The sequence below is a fragment of the Streptomyces sp. NPDC044064 genome, assembly GCF_056434245.1.
The window spans coordinates 1,196-19,729 of sequence record NZ_JBWKFN010000013.1 but is presented as its reverse complement, the minus strand read 5'-3'; the positions used below and the strand labels follow the sequence as shown (position 1 = coordinate 19,729).

At 70.5% G+C, this 18,534-nt stretch carries 13 protein-coding genes and 4 pseudogenes; 12 read left to right on the top strand and 5 right to left on the bottom strand.

Annotated elements, in window-relative coordinates; genetic code table 11:
* The first annotated feature begins 63 nt into the window (after positions 1–63).
* Positions 64–1,263 carry a macrolide-inactivating glycosyltransferase gene (gene mgt, locus AC07DS_RS21680; protein WP_479147553.1) on the top strand — a complete coding sequence of 400 codons (1,200 nt, stop codon included), beginning with the start codon at positions 64–66 and terminating at the stop codon, positions 1,261–1,263.
* 136 nt (positions 1,264–1,399) lie between these two features.
* Here the strand turns inward: mgt and AC07DS_RS21675 are convergent, their stop codons facing one another.
* Positions 1,400–3,652 (bottom strand): MMPL family transporter, encoded by a 2,253-nt coding sequence (locus AC07DS_RS21675; RefSeq protein ID WP_479147552.1) that lies wholly within the window; start codon positions 3,650–3,652, stop codon positions 1,400–1,402.
* Between the two features lie 388 nt (positions 3,653–4,040).
* Here AC07DS_RS21675 and AC07DS_RS21670 point away from each other — a divergent pair, with 388 nt between their 5' ends.
* From AC07DS_RS21670 to AC07DS_RS21645, 6 genes are all read left to right on the top strand, one after another.
* Complete coding sequence (locus tag AC07DS_RS21670) at positions 4,041–4,592, top strand: DUF1697 domain-containing protein (RefSeq protein ID WP_479147551.1); 552 nt, start codon at positions 4,041–4,043, stop codon at positions 4,590–4,592.
* A gap of 48 nt (positions 4,593–4,640) precedes the next feature.
* The gene (locus AC07DS_RS21665) at positions 4,641–5,660 is read left to right on the top strand and encodes a ketopantoate reductase family protein (protein WP_479147549.1); all 1,020 of its coding nucleotides are present in this window, start codon (positions 4,641–4,643) and stop codon (positions 5,658–5,660) included.
* A 157-nt stretch (positions 5,661–5,817) separates the two neighbouring features.
* Positions 5,818–6,729 carry a sigma-70 family RNA polymerase sigma factor gene (locus AC07DS_RS21660; protein ID WP_479147547.1) on the top strand — a complete coding sequence of 304 codons (912 nt, stop codon included), beginning with the start codon at positions 5,818–5,820 and terminating at the stop codon, positions 6,727–6,729.
* 55 nt (positions 6,730–6,784) lie between these two features.
* Complete coding sequence (locus tag AC07DS_RS21655) at positions 6,785–7,426, top strand: mycothiol-dependent nitroreductase Rv2466c family protein (RefSeq protein WP_479147545.1); 642 nt, start codon at positions 6,785–6,787, stop codon at positions 7,424–7,426.
* Between the two features lie 294 nt (positions 7,427–7,720).
* The gene (locus tag AC07DS_RS21650) at positions 7,721–9,187 is read left to right on the top strand and encodes a hypothetical protein (protein WP_479147543.1); all 1,467 of its coding nucleotides are present in this window, start codon (positions 7,721–7,723) and stop codon (positions 9,185–9,187) included.
* 45 nt (positions 9,188–9,232) lie between these two features.
* Complete coding sequence (locus AC07DS_RS21645; RefSeq protein ID WP_145885305.1) at positions 9,233–9,556, top strand: hypothetical protein; 324 nt, start codon at positions 9,233–9,235, stop codon at positions 9,554–9,556.
* Positions 9,557–9,598: 42 nt separating this feature from the next.
* Here AC07DS_RS21645 and AC07DS_RS21640 read toward each other — a convergent pair.
* A pseudogene (locus AC07DS_RS21640) lies at positions 9,599–10,761 on the bottom strand (hypothetical protein).
* A 3-nt stretch (positions 10,762–10,764) separates the two neighbouring features.
* Positions 10,765–11,400, bottom strand: coding sequence for a hypothetical protein (locus AC07DS_RS21635; RefSeq protein WP_479147541.1), 636 nt, complete (start codon positions 11,398–11,400; stop codon positions 10,765–10,767).
* Between the two features lie 118 nt (positions 11,401–11,518).
* Between AC07DS_RS21635 and AC07DS_RS21630 the strand changes: the two are divergent.
* Positions 11,519–11,918 (top strand): annotated as a pseudogene (locus AC07DS_RS21630) (ATP-binding protein); the annotation flags it as partial.
* Positions 11,919–11,962: 44 nt separating this feature from the next.
* Here AC07DS_RS21630 and AC07DS_RS21625 read toward each other — a convergent pair.
* On the bottom strand, positions 11,963–13,087 hold the full coding sequence (locus AC07DS_RS21625; RefSeq protein ID WP_479147538.1) for a helix-turn-helix transcriptional regulator: 1,125 nt from the start codon (positions 13,085–13,087) through the stop codon (positions 11,963–11,965).
* A 256-nt stretch (positions 13,088–13,343) separates the two neighbouring features.
* Here AC07DS_RS21625 and AC07DS_RS21620 point away from each other — a divergent pair.
* Positions 13,344–13,550 (top strand): annotated as a pseudogene (locus AC07DS_RS21620) (hypothetical protein); the annotation flags it as partial.
* 209 nt (positions 13,551–13,759) lie between these two features.
* Here the strand turns inward: AC07DS_RS21620 and AC07DS_RS21615 are convergent.
* Positions 13,760–15,109: an FAD-binding oxidoreductase gene (locus AC07DS_RS21615; protein WP_479147536.1), complete on the bottom strand. Its 1,350-nt coding sequence runs from the start codon at positions 15,107–15,109 to the stop codon at positions 13,760–13,762.
* Between the two features lie 940 nt (positions 15,110–16,049).
* Here AC07DS_RS21615 and AC07DS_RS21610 point away from each other — a divergent pair.
* The 3 genes and pseudogenes from AC07DS_RS21610 to AC07DS_RS21600 form a co-directional block, all read left to right on the top strand.
* The gene (locus tag AC07DS_RS21610; RefSeq protein ID WP_479147902.1) at positions 16,050–16,178 is read left to right on the top strand and encodes a hypothetical protein; all 129 of its coding nucleotides are present in this window, start codon (positions 16,050–16,052) and stop codon (positions 16,176–16,178) included.
* 84 nt (positions 16,179–16,262) lie between these two features.
* Positions 16,263–16,663: pseudogene (locus tag AC07DS_RS21605) on the top strand (helix-turn-helix domain-containing protein); the annotation flags it as partial.
* A gap of 190 nt (positions 16,664–16,853) precedes the next feature.
* Positions 16,854–18,534 (top strand): putative T7SS-secreted protein (locus AC07DS_RS21600; protein WP_479147534.1); only part of this gene is annotated, 1,681 nt, incomplete at its 3' end.

Genomic DNA, 18,534 nt, shown 5'->3' with positions numbered 1-18,534 from the left:
GCGCGATGCGCTCCGCGGTAATTCGATTGAACGAGACGTATCGTCTCGCCTAGCCTTGGCGGCATGAACACACCTGCCCACATCGCCATGTTCTCCATCGCCGCCCACGGACATGTGAACCCCAGCCTGGAGGTGATCCGTGAACTCGTCGCCCGGGGGCACCGGGTGACGTACGCGATTCCACCCGCCTTCGCGGAGAAGGTGGCCGCGACCGGGGCCCGGCCCGTGCCGTACACCTCCACACTGCCCGGGCCCGATGCCGATCCCGCGGCCTGGGGGAGCACACTGCTGGACAACGTCGAACCCTTCCTGGAGGACGCGATCCAGGCACTGCCACAGCTGATCCGGGCCTACGAGGGTGACGAGCCCGACCTCGTCCTGCACGACATCACCTCCTACCCGGCCCGAGTCCTGGCCCGCCGCTGGGGCGTCCCCGCGATCTCCCTCTCGCCGAACCTCGTCGCCTGGGAGGGATACGAGGAGGAGGTCGCCGAGCCCATGTGGGCGGAGCCGAAGCAGACCGAGCGCGGGCAGGCCTACTACGCCCGCTTCGAGGCCTGGCTGGCGCAGAACGGGATCACCGAGCACCCGGACCCGTTCGTCGGCCGTCCCGCCCGCTCCCTGGTCCTGATCCCGAAGGCGCTCCAGCCCAACGCCGACCGGGTCGACGAGCGGGTGCACACCTTCGTCGGCGCCTGCCAGGGGGACCGTGCCGACCAGGGCGACTGGCAGCGGCCCGCCGGCGCCGAGAAGGTGGCCCTGGTCTCCCTCGGCTCGGCCTTCACCAAGCAGCCCGACTTCTACCGCGAGTGCGTGCGCGCGTTCACGGACCTGCCTGGCTGGCACCTGGTCCTGCAGATCGGCCGGCACATCGATCCGGCCGAGCTGGGCGACGTACCCGCGAACGTCGAAGTGCACAGCTGGGTACCGCAGTTGGCGGTGCTGCGGCAGGCCGACCTGTTCGTCACGCACGCCGGTGCGGGCGGCAGCCAGGAGGGGCTGGCCACCGCCACGCCGATGATCGCCGTACCGCAGGCCGTCGACCAGTTCGGCAACGCCGACATGCTCCGGTCCCTCGGCGTCGCCCGCCGCCTGGCCACCGAGGAGGCCACCGCCGACCGCCTCCGCGAAGCCGCCCTCGCCCTCTCCGGCGACCCGGAGGTGGCCCGGCGCCTGAAGGAGATCCGGGCGGGCATGGCCGGGGAGGGCGGCACCCGGCGGGCGGCCGACCTGATCGGGGCCGAGCTGCGCCGGCAGAGGTAGCCGCAGTCGTCGAGGCGTGCCCCGTGGACGACCGGCCGGGAGGTGACCCGGTCGAGTTCCGACGCCGGAAGACACCGGCGTGCCAGGGCCCGTTGGTTCCCCCGGAAACCAACGGGCCCTGTGTCAGCGGGCGCGATCAGACACTCAGTCGCTCGCCCTCACCGCGCACCGGGGCCGTCGCGACCGGTTCCGGCGACTCGTCGTGGGTCAGGTCGGGCAGCCGGTGCAGCCACTTGGGCAGGTACCAGTTGCGCTCGCCGAGCAGCGCCATCACGGCCGGCAGCAGCACGCCGCGGATGATCGTCGCGTCGATGAGGACGGCGGCGGCCAGGCCCACGCCCATCTGCTTCATGGACTGCATGGACAACGTGCCGAAGATCGCGAACACGGCGACCATGATGACCGCGGCGCTGGTGACGACACCGGCCGTGGTGACCACACCGTGCTGGATGGCCTCCTTCGTCGTACGGCCGCGCATCCGTGCCTCGCGGATCCGGGAGACCACGAACACGTGGTAGTCCATGGACAGGCCGAACAGGATCACGAAGAGGAACAGCGGCAGCCAGGTGACGACCGCGCCCACGCCCTCCGCGCCCACCAGCGAGGCGCCCCAGCCGTGCTGGAAGACGGCGACGAGGATGCCGTAGGCGGCGCCCACCGACAGCAGGTTGAGCACGATCGACGTGATCGCGACGGTCAGCGAGCGGAACGACAGCAGCATCAGCAGGAAGGCGAAGACGACCACGAACGCGAAGACCGGGACGACCGAGCCGAGCAGCTGGTCGTTGAAGTCCTTGTTGCCCGCGACCTGACCCGTGACCGGCGCCTCGACGCCGGCGACCTTGCCGAGGGTGGCGGGCCGTACCTCGTCGCGCAGCCTGTCGAGGCTCTTGACCGCCTGGTCCATGTCGGAACCGCCGACCAGCGGCACGGAGACCAGGGCGACGTTCTGCGCCTCGTGCACCTTGACGTCGACCGGGCCGCGCGAGGCGCCCGAGGAGATCGCCTGCTGCTTGAAGTCGGCCAGCGCCCGCCGCACCTCGGGTGCGTTGATGTCCTTGGCCCTGACGACCACCTGGGCGGGCTCGGAGCCGCCCGGGAACGCGTCGTTGATGCGGTTGTAGGTCTGCACGATCGGCAGCGTGTCGCCGAACTCCTGGTCCAGCGTGAGCTGCTGGGTCTTCATGCCCAGTGCGGGCGCGGCCACCGCAAGCAGCGCGCCGGCCGCGACGACGACGGAGACCAGGGGCCTGGCGAGCACGCCCCGCAGGACGGCCGTCCAGAACCGGCTCTCCGCGGGCGCGCCCTGCCGGCGCCGACGCCGGCCCAGGAACGGGATACGGCCCTTCTCGACCCGCTCGCCAAGCAGCGACAGCAGCGCGGGGAGCACCGTCACCGAGCCGACCATGGCCACGGCCACCACCATCAGCGAGGCCAGGCCCATCGCCTCGAACGTGGCGAGACCGGTGAACAGCATGCCCGCCATGGCCACGCACACCGTGACACCGGAGACGATGACCGCGCGGCCGCTGGTGGCGGCGGCGATCCTGAGCGCGGTGCCCGGGTCCCGCCCGGCGTCCCGCTCCTCGCGCTCGCGGCGCAGGTAGAACAGGCAGTAGTCGACACCGACGGCCATACCGACCAGCAGCATCACGGAGTTGGCGGTGTCGCTCATCGGCTGCACATGGCTGATCAGGCCCATCAGACCCATCGTCGCCATGATCGCGGTGATCGCCAGCCCCACCGGCAGCAGCGCGGCCACCAGCGCGCCGAAGGCGATCAGCAAGATGCCGAGGGCCACCGGCACGGCCGAGTACTCGGCCTGCTGGAAGTCATTGCCGAACGCGTCGTCGTACTGCTTCTTCATACTGGCGCCGCCGATCTCCTCGATCCGCAGCGAGCCATGGTCCTTCTGGACCCCGGCCACGGCCTTCAGCACCGGCTCGACCCGGTCGGCGGCGGTGTCCGCGTCGCCGCGCATGTCGAACTGCACCAGCGCGCTGCGGCCGTCCCGGGAGATGGTGCGGGTGTCGTACGGCGACGTCACGTCGATGACCTTGCCGGTGGCGCCGACGGCCTTGACGACGTCGGTGACGGCGGCCCGGAACTCGCCGCTCGTGGCCTTCACGGCGCCGTCCCCGGACTGGATCAGCACGGTCTCCCCGGCCGGCTGCTTGATGCCCGCGTCGTCGATGATGCGTGCGGCGGTGTGCGTCTCGCCCTTGAGCTGGTCGCTCTCGTCCACATCGACCCGGCCTGCCGCCGAGCCGAGTCCCATGGCCAGGACGACGAACAACACCCATATGCCGACGGCGGCCCAGCGGTGCCGGGCGCTCCAGCCGCCGGCACGGGCGGCCAGGCCCCGCACGCGCACGTCCGTGTTCCCCATGACGGGATGTCCCCCTCGTGTGCGGTGACGGCCCCCTGCCGCCACGTCTTCACTTGCTCGACTTCGACGGTATGGGCCGGATAAGGACGTCTCGTCGTGCTGCCCGGTGAAGTGCCGGGCGCCCGGGTCACCGCTGGGGAGGACAACGGCCCCTTACATCTATCGGGGTTGTCGCGGTCGGTTCTCGGGGGCGGGGCTCAGGGATGTCCGATCCGCCGACAGAGATCCACTTTGTGATTACGAAAGGTTGTTGAACAAGTCACAGCTGTGTTCAGGAGTTGATCCGCACCCTCCGGATCGGACAGAGTTTCGTGCAGCCCGGCGTACGCACGGGTACGGCCGCCGTGCCCACCCCCACGGGGCACGGCGGCCGCTCTAGGCTGGCCGGATGACGACCTATGCGGCGCTGCTGCGCGGAATCAACGTCGGCGGCAGCAAGAAGCTCCCGATGGCCGATCTGCGCACGCTCATGACCGGCCTCGGCCACGACGGCGTACGGACCCATCTGCAGAGCGGGCAGGCCGTCTTCACCACCGGCCGGGGTGACGAGGAGTCCCTGGCGGCCGAGTTGGCCCGGGCGGTCGAGGAGCGGTTCGGCTTCAAGGTGGACGTCATCGTGCTCGACCACACCTATCTGCGGGCGGTGGCCGAGGCCTGCCCGTTCCCGGCCGCCGAACTGGAGGCCAAGCAGCTGCACGTCACGTACTTCTCCGCACCGGTCACCGCGGAGCGCTTCGCGGAGATCGACCCCGCCGCCCATCTCCCCGAGGAGTTCCGCCTCGGCGACCGGTGCCTGTACCTGTACGCCCCGGACGGGCTCGGCCGCTCCAAGCTCGGCGAGGCCCTGTCACGGCCGCGGATCACCAAGGACGTGATCGCCACCAGCCGGAACTGGAACACCGTGCTCAAGCTGGTCGAGTTGACCGCTCCGCAAGCGTGACGGGAGCCCCGGACCGGGGGCGCCGGCCGGTGTGCGAGGCTCTGCCCCATGCGTTACGTCATCATCGGGGCAGGGGCGGTCGGCGGCACCGTCGGCGGGCGGCTGGCCGAGGCCGGGCGTGAGGTCGCGCTCGTCGCCCGCGGCCGGCACCTGGCGGCACTCGCCGAGCGGGGGCTGAGGCTGCGGGTACCGGAGGGCGAGTCGACGTTCCGGCTGCCCGCCGTCGACGGACCGGACCGGCTCGGCGAACTGCGCGCCGACGACGTCCTCGTCCTGGCCGTGAAGACACAGGACACCGTGGCCGCCCTGGAGACCTGGGGCGAGGCCCCGGTCGCGGGCGGCGGGACGGCGGCGGAGAAGCTGCCGCTGGTCTGCCTGCAGAACGGTGTGGAGAGCCCGCGCCTGGCGCTGCGCCGCTTCCGGCACGTGTACGGCGTCTGCGTCTGGCTGCCCTCGACCTTCGTGGAACCCGGAGTCGTCTCCGCCGCCGGCACCCCGCTCACCGGCATCCTGCACCTGGGCCGGTATCCGCACGGCACCGACGACACCGCCCGGCGCATCGCCGCCGACCTGGCGGCCGCCCGCTTCGAGGCGCCGGTCGTGCCGGACGTGGCCCGCTGGCAGTACGCCAAGCTGCTCGGCAACCTCGGCAACGCCCTGGAGGCCGTCAGCGGTCCCGTCGACAGCGAGCAGGCCAGGGCCCTGTACGCGAGCGTGCGGGCCGAGGGGGAGGCCGTGCTCGACGCCGCCGGGATCGGGTACGCGAGCGCCGAGGAGCAGAAGGAGGCGCGCGGGGACAAGGTCACCCTGGTCCCGCTCGACGGGGCCACGCGCGGCGGCGGCTCCTCCTGGCAGTCCCTCGTCCGCGGCACCGGCACCATCGAGGCGGACCACCTCAACGGCGAGATCGTCCTTCTCGGCCGCCTGCACGGCGTACCGACCCCGCTGAACGAACTGCTGCAGCGCCTCGCCAACCGGTTCGCCCGGGAACACCGGCCGGCGGGCTCCTTGCCGGTCGCGGAGTTGGCACGCCTGGCCGAAGAGGCACAGCGGGCGGCCGACTTGTGAGCTGCCGGCCGGGTGCGGACGAGCGGTGAGCGGCCGACTTGTGAGCCGCCGGCCGGTGTGCCACTGACCGCAAAGGCGGTTGATCTTCCGGCCGGGTTGGCGTTTCGTGTCCCGCGGGCTCGCGGCGCGCGGGCGCGAAGGAAGGGACGGGGACACGGTGGACGGCGTCACGGGGGACAGCGCACGGCTTGCGGCACGGTTCCAGGCGGACCGGCCGCATCTCGCGGCCGTGGCGTACCGGCTGCTCGGCTCGGCCGCCGAGGCGGACGACGCCCTGCAGGACGCCTGGCTGCGCGTCCAGCAGGCCGACCTCGGCGAGGTCGAGAACCTCACCGGCTGGCTGACCACCGTGGTGACCCGGGTGTGCCTGAACCAGCTGCGCACGCGCCGCAACCGCCGGGAGGACCCCCTCGACCACCGGGATCCGGACGCGGCCCAGGGCGGCGCCGCGGGCGACCCGGCCCGTGAGGCGCTGCTGGCCGACGAGGTCGGTGTCGCCCTGCTCGTCGTCCTGGACACCCTGGCCCCCGCCGAGCGGGTCGCCTTCGTCCTGCACGACCTGTTCGACGTGCCCTTCGACGACATCGCCCCGCTGCTGGAGAAGACCCCGGCCGCCACCCGGCAGCTGGCCAGCCGGGCCCGCCGCCGGGTCCGGGGCCGGACCCCCGCGCCCACCGCGGACGCGGGCCGCCGCCGGGAGGCCGTCGAGACCTTCCTGGCCGCGACCCGGGGCGGCGACTTCGCGGCCCTGGTCGCCCTGCTCGCCCCGGACGTGGTGCTGCACGCCGACGCCCGGGTCGTCCCCACGCCCGAACCGGTCACGGTCCACGGCGCCGAGCCCGTCGCCCAGGGAGCCATGGCCGCCGTGGCCCGCGCCAAGTTCACCGGTCTCGCCCTGCTGGACGGCCGGTTCGGCCTCGTCATGGCGCCGTACGGCCGGCCGCGGGTGGTCCTGGCCTTCACCTTCGGTGACGACGGCCGGATCACCCGGGTCGAGGTCGTGGCCGAGCCCGACCGGCTGCGGGAGATCGAGATCACCGCCCCGGGGGAGTGGAAAATGGACCACTGAGAGAGGATCGGATTGGGTCGGGATTCTGCGCCATTGGCCGACTAGCGTCGACGCCATGACGCGCAGCGAGCACAGCCGTACGACGAACCCCGACCCGACCCGTGTCGACTTCTACTTCGACCCCGCCTGCCCCTTCGCCTGGATCACCTCGCGCTGGCTGCTGGAGGTCGAGCGCTCCCGGCCGCTCGACCTCCGCTTCCACGCCATGAGCCTGTATCTGCACAACATCGGCAACGAACTCCCGGACTGGTACCGGGACTTGGTCGACCGTTCGATCGGGCCGGTCCGGGTCGCGGTGGCCGCCGCCGAGCGGCACGGCGAGAAGGTGCTGTGCGACCTGTACACCGCGTTCGGCAGCCGGATCCACGAGCGGGGGAACAAGGACTTCGACGCCGTGATCACCGAGTCCCTGGCCGAACTCGGTCTCCCCGCAGACCTGTCGGCCGCCGCGCACGATCCGTCGTACGACGACGCGGTGCGCCGCAGCCATGAGGCGGGCGCCGAAGCGGACTCGGGTGCCTACGTGGGCACACCCACGATCCACGTCGACGGCACGGTGTGGTTCGGCCCCGTCCTGCGCGCGATTCCGCGCGGCGCCGAAGCGGCCGAACTCTTCGACAGCTTCCGGGTGCTGGCCCGTCACCCCGACTTCTTCGAACTCAAGCGCACCCGCACGGGAGGCCTCCGCTTCGACTGACCGGACCGGCGCGGCAACTGCGCGGCGGAGAGGGAGGGTTGGCTGATATACACCCGTCCGGTGCGCTGGACTCACCTTGCCAGTGACACATCCGGCCCGGACGACGCAGAACCAAGAGCCGACCGCGGTCCGACGTCACAGGGGAGCGCCGGACCGCGGCGGCCCGGCTCCCCGGAACCCCGCGACAAACCCCACGGGTTGTCCCTAGGGTGAAGCGCGCGGAACGGCCGAGGGGGGCGGATGAGGGTGTCGGGAAGACCATTACCCACGCTGCCGCAGTACCGGAAGGACTCGGTGACCCGGCGCCTGTGCGCCTCGGTGCACCTCGACGACGACTTCGCCCTGTACGTGGACCGGGCGCTCACCGGGGACCGGCTGGACGCCCTGGGGCTGAGCCTCGGCATCAACCTGGTCGCCCTCGCCCGGCACGCGCGCGTGGCCACCCGCCGCCGAGCCGCACTCGACCGCCGCCTCGCGTGTCTCGCGGTGGTCGTGCCGGTCGCCGTTCTGGCAGGAGGGTGGGCTCTGGTCAACGGGCACGGATCACTCGGATGGGTGGCGATTTTCGGCCCTCTCGGCGCGTACGTGATCGCCTGGGCCCTGGTCCACCACAAGGAGTCCGTGGGGCGTGACACGGCACGCGAGGTGTTCCACTCCGCCGAGAAGCCCGAGCGGACGGCGCCGCCCGTGGAGGCCGGGGCGGAGGACTGGCTGAACGAGCTGAAACGCGCCAACGTCCTGCCGTACACGGACGCGTCCGCGCAGACCAAGCCGTTCGTCGGCAGCGGCGAGAAGATCAAGGAGCTGGTCTGGCAGCCCATCGACGTCAGCAGACCCGCCGACGACCCCGCAGGCGGCAAGCTCCCGCTGCTGCCCTCCGACGCCGTCGACCTGCACACCTACGTGGCCCGCCACCTGGAGACCATCTCCGGGCTGCCGGACCTGCGGGCGCAGAACCGGCTCTACGTCATCGGGAGCAACGCCTGCTACCTGCCCGAACTGGTCCCCGACAGCACCCGCAGACCCCGCGCCCGGATACCCAGGCAGCTGGTGCAGGCAGGGCTGCAGAGCCCCGGCGCGGGCATGCGCACCCACCTCTGCCTGGAACGCATCGGCGAGGGCGGCCGGATGATCGTCTCCATGTACCTGCGGGCGATCCTGCAGCCACCCAGCCTGACCTGGGAGGTCGCCGCCTACGCGATACCCCCGCTGGACGGCCGCTTCCACCGCGTGGACCGCCTTCCGGTGGCCCCTCGCGAGCGCTGGTGGGACCTCGTCAGGTACGCCACCTCCCACACCGGCCCGCAACTGCGCGCGGCCTTGGGCCGGTTGACCGCGCACCGCCGCTGGCGGCATGACCAGGACCGATGGCTGACCAGGCAGCGCAAGGCGATCACCAGGCAGCACGTCCGCCACGACTACGGAGCCAGGGGCAGCCTGCGCGAGGACCTGGGCGCCTGGGACGAGGCGGGCTACACCGAGCGGACCGACGCGCAGGACTTCCTGTTCCGGCTCCAGCAGGGCGTCCTCGTCGCCACGGAGCGCTTCCTCCGGGACCACCATGTCGACACCAGCTCGTACGACAAGGCTTTACAGGTCATCAGCACACAGACCTACAACATCGGTAACGTCAGCGGTCCCAGCATCTTCGGCAACAACGGCACGATCGCCACGGGCGGTCAGCAGGGTCCCGGGCCGCACGGCGGACCGGGACCCCAGGGCGGACCGGGACCCGCCGGCGCCGGCCCGCCCACGTCATAACCTCAGCCCCGCCGGCCCTCACGAAGCAGGAGTCAGGACAGGACGATGAGCACATACAACTTCGGGAACATCAACGGCCCCGCCAACATCGGCGATCACGGCCGTATCGAGATCAACCCCTACGCGCCGGCCTCGGAGGCCCTGGTCCGGCTCTCGGACGGACTGCTCGAGCAACTGCACGCCGAGTACCCGGGCCTCGTGCGGCACGGAGAGACCATCCGGGGCGCGATGATGGAGTCCGTCGGGGACGGCGGTCCGCCGAACCGCGGCCGCATCCGCTCCGCACTGGAGGCCATCAGCATCGGCGCCGCCGCCGGCACCGGCAGCCTCACGTTCACCCAGCAGCTCATGCATGTCATGGGCCTGTGAGCGGACGGGACCCCGCCGCCGTCACGGGGTCCCGTCCACACCTCACTCGGCCCGCACCACCGCCCGTACCCCGTCACCGAGGTCCAGTTCCAGGCCCGCCCTGAGCGGCACGGTCTGACCGGGCTCGACCTGCTGCGCGGTGCCGTCGGAGCGGGTGCCCGTCCAGGTCTGCCGCGACCGGTTCGCGATGCCGAACCGGCCCGGCTTCTTGGGGTGTTCGACCAGCTCCGCGACCAGCGCGGCATCCGAGCAGTCGTGCCGCGCCGGCTCGGGCAGCAGATGATGCTCCTGCACCCGGGCACCCCGGCGCAGCCGGACGTGGTGCTCGGTGCGGGGTGGGGGAGTGGTCACCGTCAGCCGCGGCGGGAGCACCAGCAGCGCCCCACAGCCCCAACAGGGCCGGGGCGGCGGGTTCTCGCCCGGCTCGGTCATGTTCTGCCGCCCGCAGGAGGCGCACTCGACCACCGAGTCCAGCACCGCGCGCAGCGCGTTGCGCCACTCGGTCTCCCGCACCCGGGCCGCCGGGTCGCGCAGCCCGACCGTGAAGGACCGCCGGAACAGCTCCTGCAACGTCCCCGCCGCCGCGTCCCAGGTGGCCAGCACGGTCGCGTGTTCCATCGGGTCCGGCGCGTTGGAGTCGTCCGCCGGGTCGAACACGAACAGCGGGCTCCTGCCGTACAGCTTGCGCTCGGCCGCCTCGTCCAGGCAGCGAATCCCCAACTCCCGCCTGCCCTTCAGCGGATGATGGTTCATCAGGAACATGAACAGCAGTACGGCGAGCGAGTGCAGATCGGACTGGGTGCCGGGACGCGCCCCCGGGGCGCCGCGCACCAGCTCCGGCGCCATGAACTCCATGGTCCCCGAGATGCCGCTGGCGTCACCCTCCACCACCGCGTTGTCGTTGTCGCAGACCAGCACGTCACCGGTGGCCGGATCGAAGAAGAGCGTCGGCACCCCGCACTGCGGGCAGGGCACGCTGCTGCCCGCGCCGCCGAGCCCGACGACCTTGCGCGCGGGGGTGAACACGGGCCCGCGCATCCGGGCCGCCGGAGGTACGCCGGGACCCATGAATCCGGCCCAGGTGTCGTCACGTTCGGGTCCGCAGGGCGCGCCGCCGCGCACCCGCTCGGGGTCATCAGACAGCGGTACGTCAGCTTGGCCGCCGACGCGCGGGCGAAGCAGTAGGGGCAGATCACGGTCGTCATGGCTCAGCGCACCACCAGGCTGGCGAGAGAGGGTTCTTCGAGTCGCACCGAGGCCGCGTGCTCCCCGAGCAGGAAGCCGCGCAGGGTGTAGGGGGCCGGGCAGGGGGAGGCCGGCAGCTCCTGTTCGATGGTCCCGTGCCGCGCCAGGTCGGGCTCGGGTATCCGCAGCACGGTCGTGCCACCGGCGGCGCTGCGCGGGGGCAGGATGCCGTTGCGCGCGACGCACACGAACTCCGGTACGTCCCCGGGCGCGCCGCGCGCGGCCAGGGTGATCCGGAGCAGGGTGCGGGCGCCCCGGCCCAGGAACCGCCGTGGCGCACGTATCAGTTGGTACCGGACGGCGGCGTCGGGCGGCAGCAGCATCTCGGCCGCGTCCGGCACCACCACGACGGCGCCCGGCACCCGGGGCACGGTCGCCGCCCGGATCCGCACGGCCCCCGGGCCCACGGGCAGCAGCAGCCCGCCGCGCCGGTAGGCGTGCGCGGTCAGGATCCGCTCCCCGCCGCTCCCCACGCCGTCCAGGGCCGCCCAGCCGACCGCGAGGTGCCCGACGCCCTCGGGCCAGTGGAGGGTGATCCGCGCCTGCCCGTCCGGCAGCCGCTCGACGGTGAGCCCGGGCACGGCGTGTACGGCCTCCACGCCGACGGCCGGACCGGGCCGCGGCCACCCGGGTCGAGGTCGGCCGCCCGCTGTCGGTCTATGACGAGCTGACCGGCACCCGTCCCTTCACCACCGACTCCGCAACGAAGGAATCCTCTTGAGCGAGCGGACCGGCAACCGCATCCTCACCACGGCTGGCAAGCTCGGCCTGCCTCAGCTGGCGGAGACCATCAACGAGTACACCCGCCGGGCGGACGAGGCGAAGATGGGCTGTCTCGACTTCGTCGACCTGGCGCTGTCCGAGGAACAGGCGGTCCGCGACGACCGCCGCTTTCGCCAGGGCCTGCGGCTGTCGAATTTGCCGCACCACAAGACGCTGGAGGAGTACGACTTCTCGTTCCAGCCCGAGCTTGACCCGCGCAAGGTCGAGGACCTCGCCACCCTCTCCTTCGTCGACGCCAAGGCGAATGCCGCCCTGCTGGGACCGCCCGGGGTCGGCAAGACACATATCGCCGTCTCGCTCGCTGTCGCGGCCTGCCGGGCCGGCCAGACCATTGCGGTCCCCCTTGTTCAGGGCAACGGCGCGCGAGGTGCGGCGTGGTCAGGGGGAGGGCGGGTTGAACCAGCCGTTGGGGGCGAGGCTACTGCCCATGCGCGGTGCGTACTGGTCGTAGAAGACCTTGGCGCTGAGCTCGCGGCGGCTACGGACACCGGTTTTGTCGAAGATCACCTTGAGGTGGTCCTGGACCGTGTAGGGCGACAGACTCAGAGCTTTGGCGATCATGCCGGTGTTTTGACCCTGCAGTACCAGTCGGACGACGTCCTGTTCGCGCGAGGTGAGGCCGAAAGCGGCGACAACGAGAGGGATGATCTCCGGGGGCCGGGCTTCCTCGATGGTGACCACCACGTTGCGGCTGTTCCCGTCGCGGGAGCGCAGCGGGGCGGCATGTGCAACGAGCCACTGGCCAGACAGGCCGCGCAGTCGCATGCGAGGGACCGCAGGCCGCATGTGGTCGCGGACGGCATGTGCGGCATCGATGAGCGAACGCAGGGCTACCGGGAGTAGCGGCCCGTCCAGGGGGCCTGCGTCCAGGTCGGCTGCCAGTTCCTCGGCGCCGGGTCCGGTCTGGATGACCTGGCCATCGGCATCGATGATCAGGACCACGGGGCCGTTCAGCGTTGGGGCGGTGGCTGCCGCGGCAAGCAGACCGGCGCGTAGTCCGGCTGCCAGCACAGGGGCGACGGCGCTGACAAACTGCTGGTCAGCGTAGCTGAAGGACGTGCTGTCGCTGCGGTATAGAGCCAGGTAGCCCCAAAGTGTGCCGTCGTCGGTCTGCAGGGCGGCGCGCAACTCGTCGTTGAATCCCCACACCGGCTTCAGGTAGTTGGCGAAACGCGTGGATCTTTCGGGATGCTCGGCGGTTTCCGCCCGAAGAGATGTGACCTGGCCGGGCCGCTGGGCGACACCGCGAAAGTCGTACACATCGGGTACCTGGTATTCGAAGCGCGCCCATTCGATGTCACAGGCTTTCCCGAGGTCGCCCCACTTGGTGGTGCCAGTGAGGAGATGTGTGGCAGGGTCGGCGGTGGCCATGCACGCCGATCCGAAAGGGATGGTGCGAACCATCAGGCCGAGGGCGGAACTGGTGAAGGAACGCACGTCCAGACCGGTAGAGGCCAGTTGCGCGAGGTGCGCGCGGACCCCGTCGGCGTATGTCGTGAGCATGGTCTGAATATGCCCTATACGAGACCGGTTGTGCACTCCCAGAGTCCTGGGGTGCCGGTTCTCGGCGTCTGTTGGGTTCACTTCCCCGGAAGGGGGCTTGCCAAGTGAGGCCGTGACCGCTCTTGACTCAGGACCATCCTGGCGCCGTTCACTCCATGTCAGGACCGCCGAGGTGAATTGCGCTGCGATTGCGCACAGGAATCATCGTTTCCCTTATAGCCCACGGGTTAAAGGTCGTTCTCTTTCCGAACCTCGTGTGCGGATTCCGCTGGCCAGACATGAGATCGTAGCTGTCGCGGAAGAGGTACTCAGGCGCCGAGTGATCGGCCTCGAGCAGTATCTGGAGGCGCCGGCTGAGGAGGAAGCGCCCGCCGTGGTGGTCAGCGGGTCGCAGAGGAAGCCGGTCGGACCGCGACGCGCGGTGCCTCATCGGGAGAACTCGGCCGGGGTCGAGGACCTTTCGGACCGGCCGACTCACCCGAACCAGGCGCTGTTCGAGCGCCACCGACCACGAGAGCGGATAGAGAACAGCCTGTTAGTCGCAGGTTAGGCTGACGTTGTGTCAGCATATGCGGCCAAGGGCGGAGGCATCCTGGTCCAGTCTGGTGCTCGCCGCGGTTATGGCCTCCACCGGTTCAACCACAGCCTGGCGGTTATGGTCGTTGTGCCTGCTCAGGTCAGCGTGTGGCCAGCGCCGAACATGCCCGCCGGATCCAGACGGCGCTTGACGGCCAGGAGTCGATCTCTGTCCTGCTCGCTCCACAGGCCCGCGACCCGGGCGGGGGAGGCGGGGCCGATGAAGTTGAACGGGTCCGAAGCGGCACGCCAGGGGGAGACGGCGTCGAGGATGCCGTCGACGAAGCCGGGAACGACCGGGGCGGTCTCTTCCGTCATCAGACCGACGACCGAGAGGGCGTAGGCGGCGTCACGGCCGGACACCGCGTTGGGGATCGCTGCCGGCCGGGCCATCGCCCCGCCCTGCAGGCGTACCTCGACCAGCGGGATCGGGATGTCAAGTCCGGGCCCGGCGGCTTCGAGGAGGGAATCGACAGCGGCGTCCGGAAAGCTGGTCAGACCAGTCCCGCCGTCCCAGAACGGCATCGGATCGGTGGGGTCCTGGTGGATGGAGTCGACCGCGGTGTAGGGGATCTCCTGGACGCCGTCGATGAGGGGTTCGGCCACCTTCCGCATCGGCTCGAGCGCCGCGGCGCCGGGCCCGGGACCGTCGAGGTGGGCGTAGCGGAGCTGCACCACACACTGGCCACGCAACGGCTCGGGGAGCTCCGGCAGCGGCGGCAGACGCAGGATCGCCACCGAAGTGGTGGATACCCGCTCGGACAAGCCGGACGACCAATCGGCGAAGGCGTGCAGAACGTCATGAGCAGCAGCGCCCGGATAGAACACCGAACCGCCGTAGAGGCTTGCCACTGGCATTAGCCCGAGCTCCAGCTCGGTCACGATCCCGAAGTTTCCCTTGCCGCCGCGCAGTGCCCAGAACAGTTCCGGGTCGCAGTCAACATCGATGTCGCGGACCATACCCTCGCCGTCGACCAGGCGGGCGCGATGAACATGATCGGCGGCGAACCCGTACGTGCGCGACAGCGGACCGCTGCCACCCCCGAGTGTGTAGCCGACGGCGCCAACCGCGCTGGACGAGCCGTTGATCGGGGCCAGACCATAGGCCGCGGCGGCTTCGATGACCTGCGCCCACCTAGTGCCGGCCTGGACGGTGGCAGTACGTGTGCTGGGATCGACCCTCACTCCGGCCATCCGTTCGGTGGTGATCAGCATGCTGCCATCGACGGAGGCATTGGTTCCGTGCCCGGTGGCCATCACGGCCACCCGCAGGCGCCGACCCGCGGCCCATGCCACCGCGGAGGCTACGTCCTGAGTGTTCGCAGCCGACACCAGGACTGCCGGACGCAGCGGGAAGGCCGGATTGAACGCCACGAAGTCCGGCTCTGTCAGCAGGCGTCCATCCAATACGGCCGACAGCTCTTCGGTCCCCAAGGCAGTAGTCATCTCGCAGGCTCTTTCGTCCATGTAGGTGCCACGGATCGGACACCGGTCACGTGCCTCACCCTCGCCCCCGCCCCGAGCGAGTTGTATCCCAGGGCGGAGGGGAATCAACGCCCCAGAAATCTGGAGGTACGCAACTTGGCTCTCCGGCGTGCACAGCGCGGTTCATGCCGATAACGCATGCGGGTCGGATCCGCATGCCCCTCACGTAGTCGGCGGTTGTCGGCTTGGACGCGTGGGCTCGCCCACTTCGCACTCAGCCTGGTGTCCTGCGCCATACGTTCGAGCAGCTCGTGGCTGCGTGGGCCCAGCCCACCGCTCCGCAACGGCATGACGGATCAAAGGCCGGCTTGGTCGCCTCTCTGTCAGCCGAGGCCGCCGATCACGCGGAACTATCTGCCCACTTCACCCGCAACTTGCACCTGGAGTGGGGGCTCGACGATTAACTGCTACTGGTGGCGACCGCGACCAGCAACTCTAGGCTCGGCGGCGGGGCATCCGATCCGTCCATGGTTAGGGCCTGTCCGGCGGATCTTTGCGGGCTGGCGGGTACGTTCGGCAGGGCTGCGTCGTCGAGTTTTCAGGGTGCGCGCATGGCTGACCAAGGACCCAGCCCCCAGAGCCGAGTCACACCGTGTTGGCCGAGACAGTCACGCGAACGACGGCCACCGGTTGGCGGCCCTGCGGCCTCCCGGCTCCGCCGCGTCGGGCTCTTCGAAGTGCGCCCGCCCGTGCAGGAGGTCTGCCTCGGTCATCGGGAGCGTCTCCTGGGGGGGGGCGCCCAGCGGTGGGCGATCCGGGGCGCGTTGGGTCTCATCGTTTACCGGCAGGTAGACCATGCGGAAGCACGCGTCCTCGGCCTCCACCGGCCAGCGCCGGCGGGAATCAGCTCGCCAAGCAGCGAACCGGTGACGATGCCGTTGGCTTCGCCCAACTCACCGCCTTGCTCGTCGAGCACGGTGACCGCGAGTCCCTCCTGACCGAGCGCGTCTACGCCATCCCGCCATCGACAGCCAAGTTCCGGACGCCCGCTGACGTCACCAAGTTCCTCGCGAACGGCAGTCCCACGTAGATCAAATCAACACGTTGATTCTCTGCGAACGCTTACGAGTTGGTGCGTGAGAGCGGGTGGAGACATGCTCTCGTGGTGAGGGGCATGGTCGATCAGGCGGTGACGGCGCATCCGTTGCTCACGCTGTCTCGAGGGTGCATTTGGCCTCGTTGGTTGAGAAGTTGGTCCCGCAGTGGGCAGCTGCGGCGGAGAGCAGTCGGGGCGAGTGCGTGGTGGAGCGCGGAGACGAACGGCGGGTGCCGGGTCTCAGTACCGGCTGGTGTTCATCGGCCGGCTGATGAACACGCGGATCCACCTGCGACACGATCTACCTCACGCGGTCTTGGCTGTGCTGTTCAGCGTCGATCGCTCGACAGTTACCCGAGCCGTCGGTGAGATGCGTCGGCTGCTTGCCGATCGGGGCTTTGCTGTTCCCGGTTCCCGACGGGCCCGGCCTGCGGCTTCGGACCCTGGAGGACGTGTTCGCCTATGCCCAGGCCAAGGGCACCGGACCCGTGGTCTGCCCCCTCTGGTTCCGTTGCACCGACTTCACGGAACCGACTGGCGAAAGAGTCCGAAGCGACGTCGGATCTGGGTGCGAGGCGGGCTACGGCTAGAACTCGGTTTGAACCTTTCGTGAGCCCGACCCCGTGTAACTGGCGAACAGCACACACAGGAACCGGACGGGGGATCCCAATGGCACGTCGGCACGCGAGTCCCGAGAACTTCCAGCTCGTTGGCATGGACTCGGACCCGACACCCGGCGACCCTGACCTGATCCAGGGAGTGATGCAGCGGTACCGGGACATCGGGGACGCCGCGGAGAAGGCGCTGAACGTCCTGAAGAAGGACGGCACCATCTCGCAGGGCCGCGGTTCGGCGATGGACCAGCTGAAGGAGAAGATCGGCGACGATCTTCCCGACAAGCTGACCAAGACCATGACCTCCTACCACGACGCAGCCCAGGCCTACAGCGACTACATGCCGCGGCTGCGCGAGGCCCAGGACACCTTCGACCGGGCGGTGGAGCAGGCGCGGTCCGCCGCATCACAGGCGAACCAGGCGCCCAAGGAACTCGGCGCCAACCCCACGGACCAGGAGAAGTCCGAGGCACGCAGGACCCAGGACGCCATCGACGCCGGCCAGGCCGAGCTGAGCGCGGCCAAGAGCCTGGCCGAACAGGCCAAGTCCATGCGGGAGAGCGCGCAGCGCCAGTGCGCCGACGTACTGGACCGAGCCGCGAAGGAGGCGATTCCGGAGCGGAACGTCTTCCAGAAGATCGCTGACTTCTTCAAGGACTTCCCGTTCGTCCAGATCCTGCTGGCCGCCCTGGTCGCCGTCGTGGCGGTGTTCTTCCCGGTGGTCGGGGCACTGCTCGCCGGAGCACTGTTCCTCTTCAACCAAGTCGTGGCCAGTCAGACCGGCGGGATCAAGGCCGGTGACTTCGTCGTCGGTCTGCTCGGGATCGTCCCCGGCGGCTCCCTGCTGAAGCTCGGCGGCAGGGCGATCGAGGCGATCGCTCCGGCCGCCGTGGCCGCTGTGAAGAACTCCGGCTTCATCGCCAAGAGCACCGCCTCGATCACCAAGATCGGGGAGTCCTTCACTAACAGCAAGGTCGTGAGCGGTGTCCTCGCCAACCCCGTCGGCAAGGTGGGCGCGGAGATCACCGGCGACTTCCTGAAGAACTCGGCGCTGGAAGTGGGCGCCAAGGCGGCCAACCACGACAAGATCACGGCCGCGGGCGTGTTCGCGGGGGCCGCGGCCGGGGCAGTGGCCGGGGCCGCCTTCAAGGGCGGCATCGACAAGGTCGGGAAGGCCCGCGGGAACCCGCTGGTGCAGGGGGGCAAGGGCGGCCGGTTCGGCGACACCACGGCACCCGCGGCCGGGGACACCGTGGGCAAGCGGGCCGCGGACCAGGTCGGCGGCTTCGTCGAGGAGGGCGCCGCCCTCGGCACCAAGATCGGCGTGGGCGTCGCCCAGGGCGGCGACCTCAACGAGGTCGCGGCCGGCGAGATCGCCAACTCCGCACCGAAGCTCGGCGCGGGCCCGGTCGGAAAGTCAGGCTTCGGCCGTACGATCGACGGCCTCACCGACAAGATCCCCGTCAAGGGCAGCCCCAGGCCGTCGGCCGGGTCGAGTCCGGTGTCGCCGGTTGGGTCGCGTCCGTCGAGTCCGGTGCCGGGGGATCCGGCGAGTGGGTCGGGTTCGTCGAGTCCGGTGTCGCCGGTTGGGTCGCGTCCGTCGAGTCCGGTGCCGGGGGATCCGGCGAGTGGGTCGGGTTCGTCGAGTCCGGTGCCGGGGGATCCGGCGAGTGGGTCGGGTTCGTCGAGTCCGGTGTCGCCGGTTGGGTCGCGTCCGTCGAGTCCGGTGCCGGGGG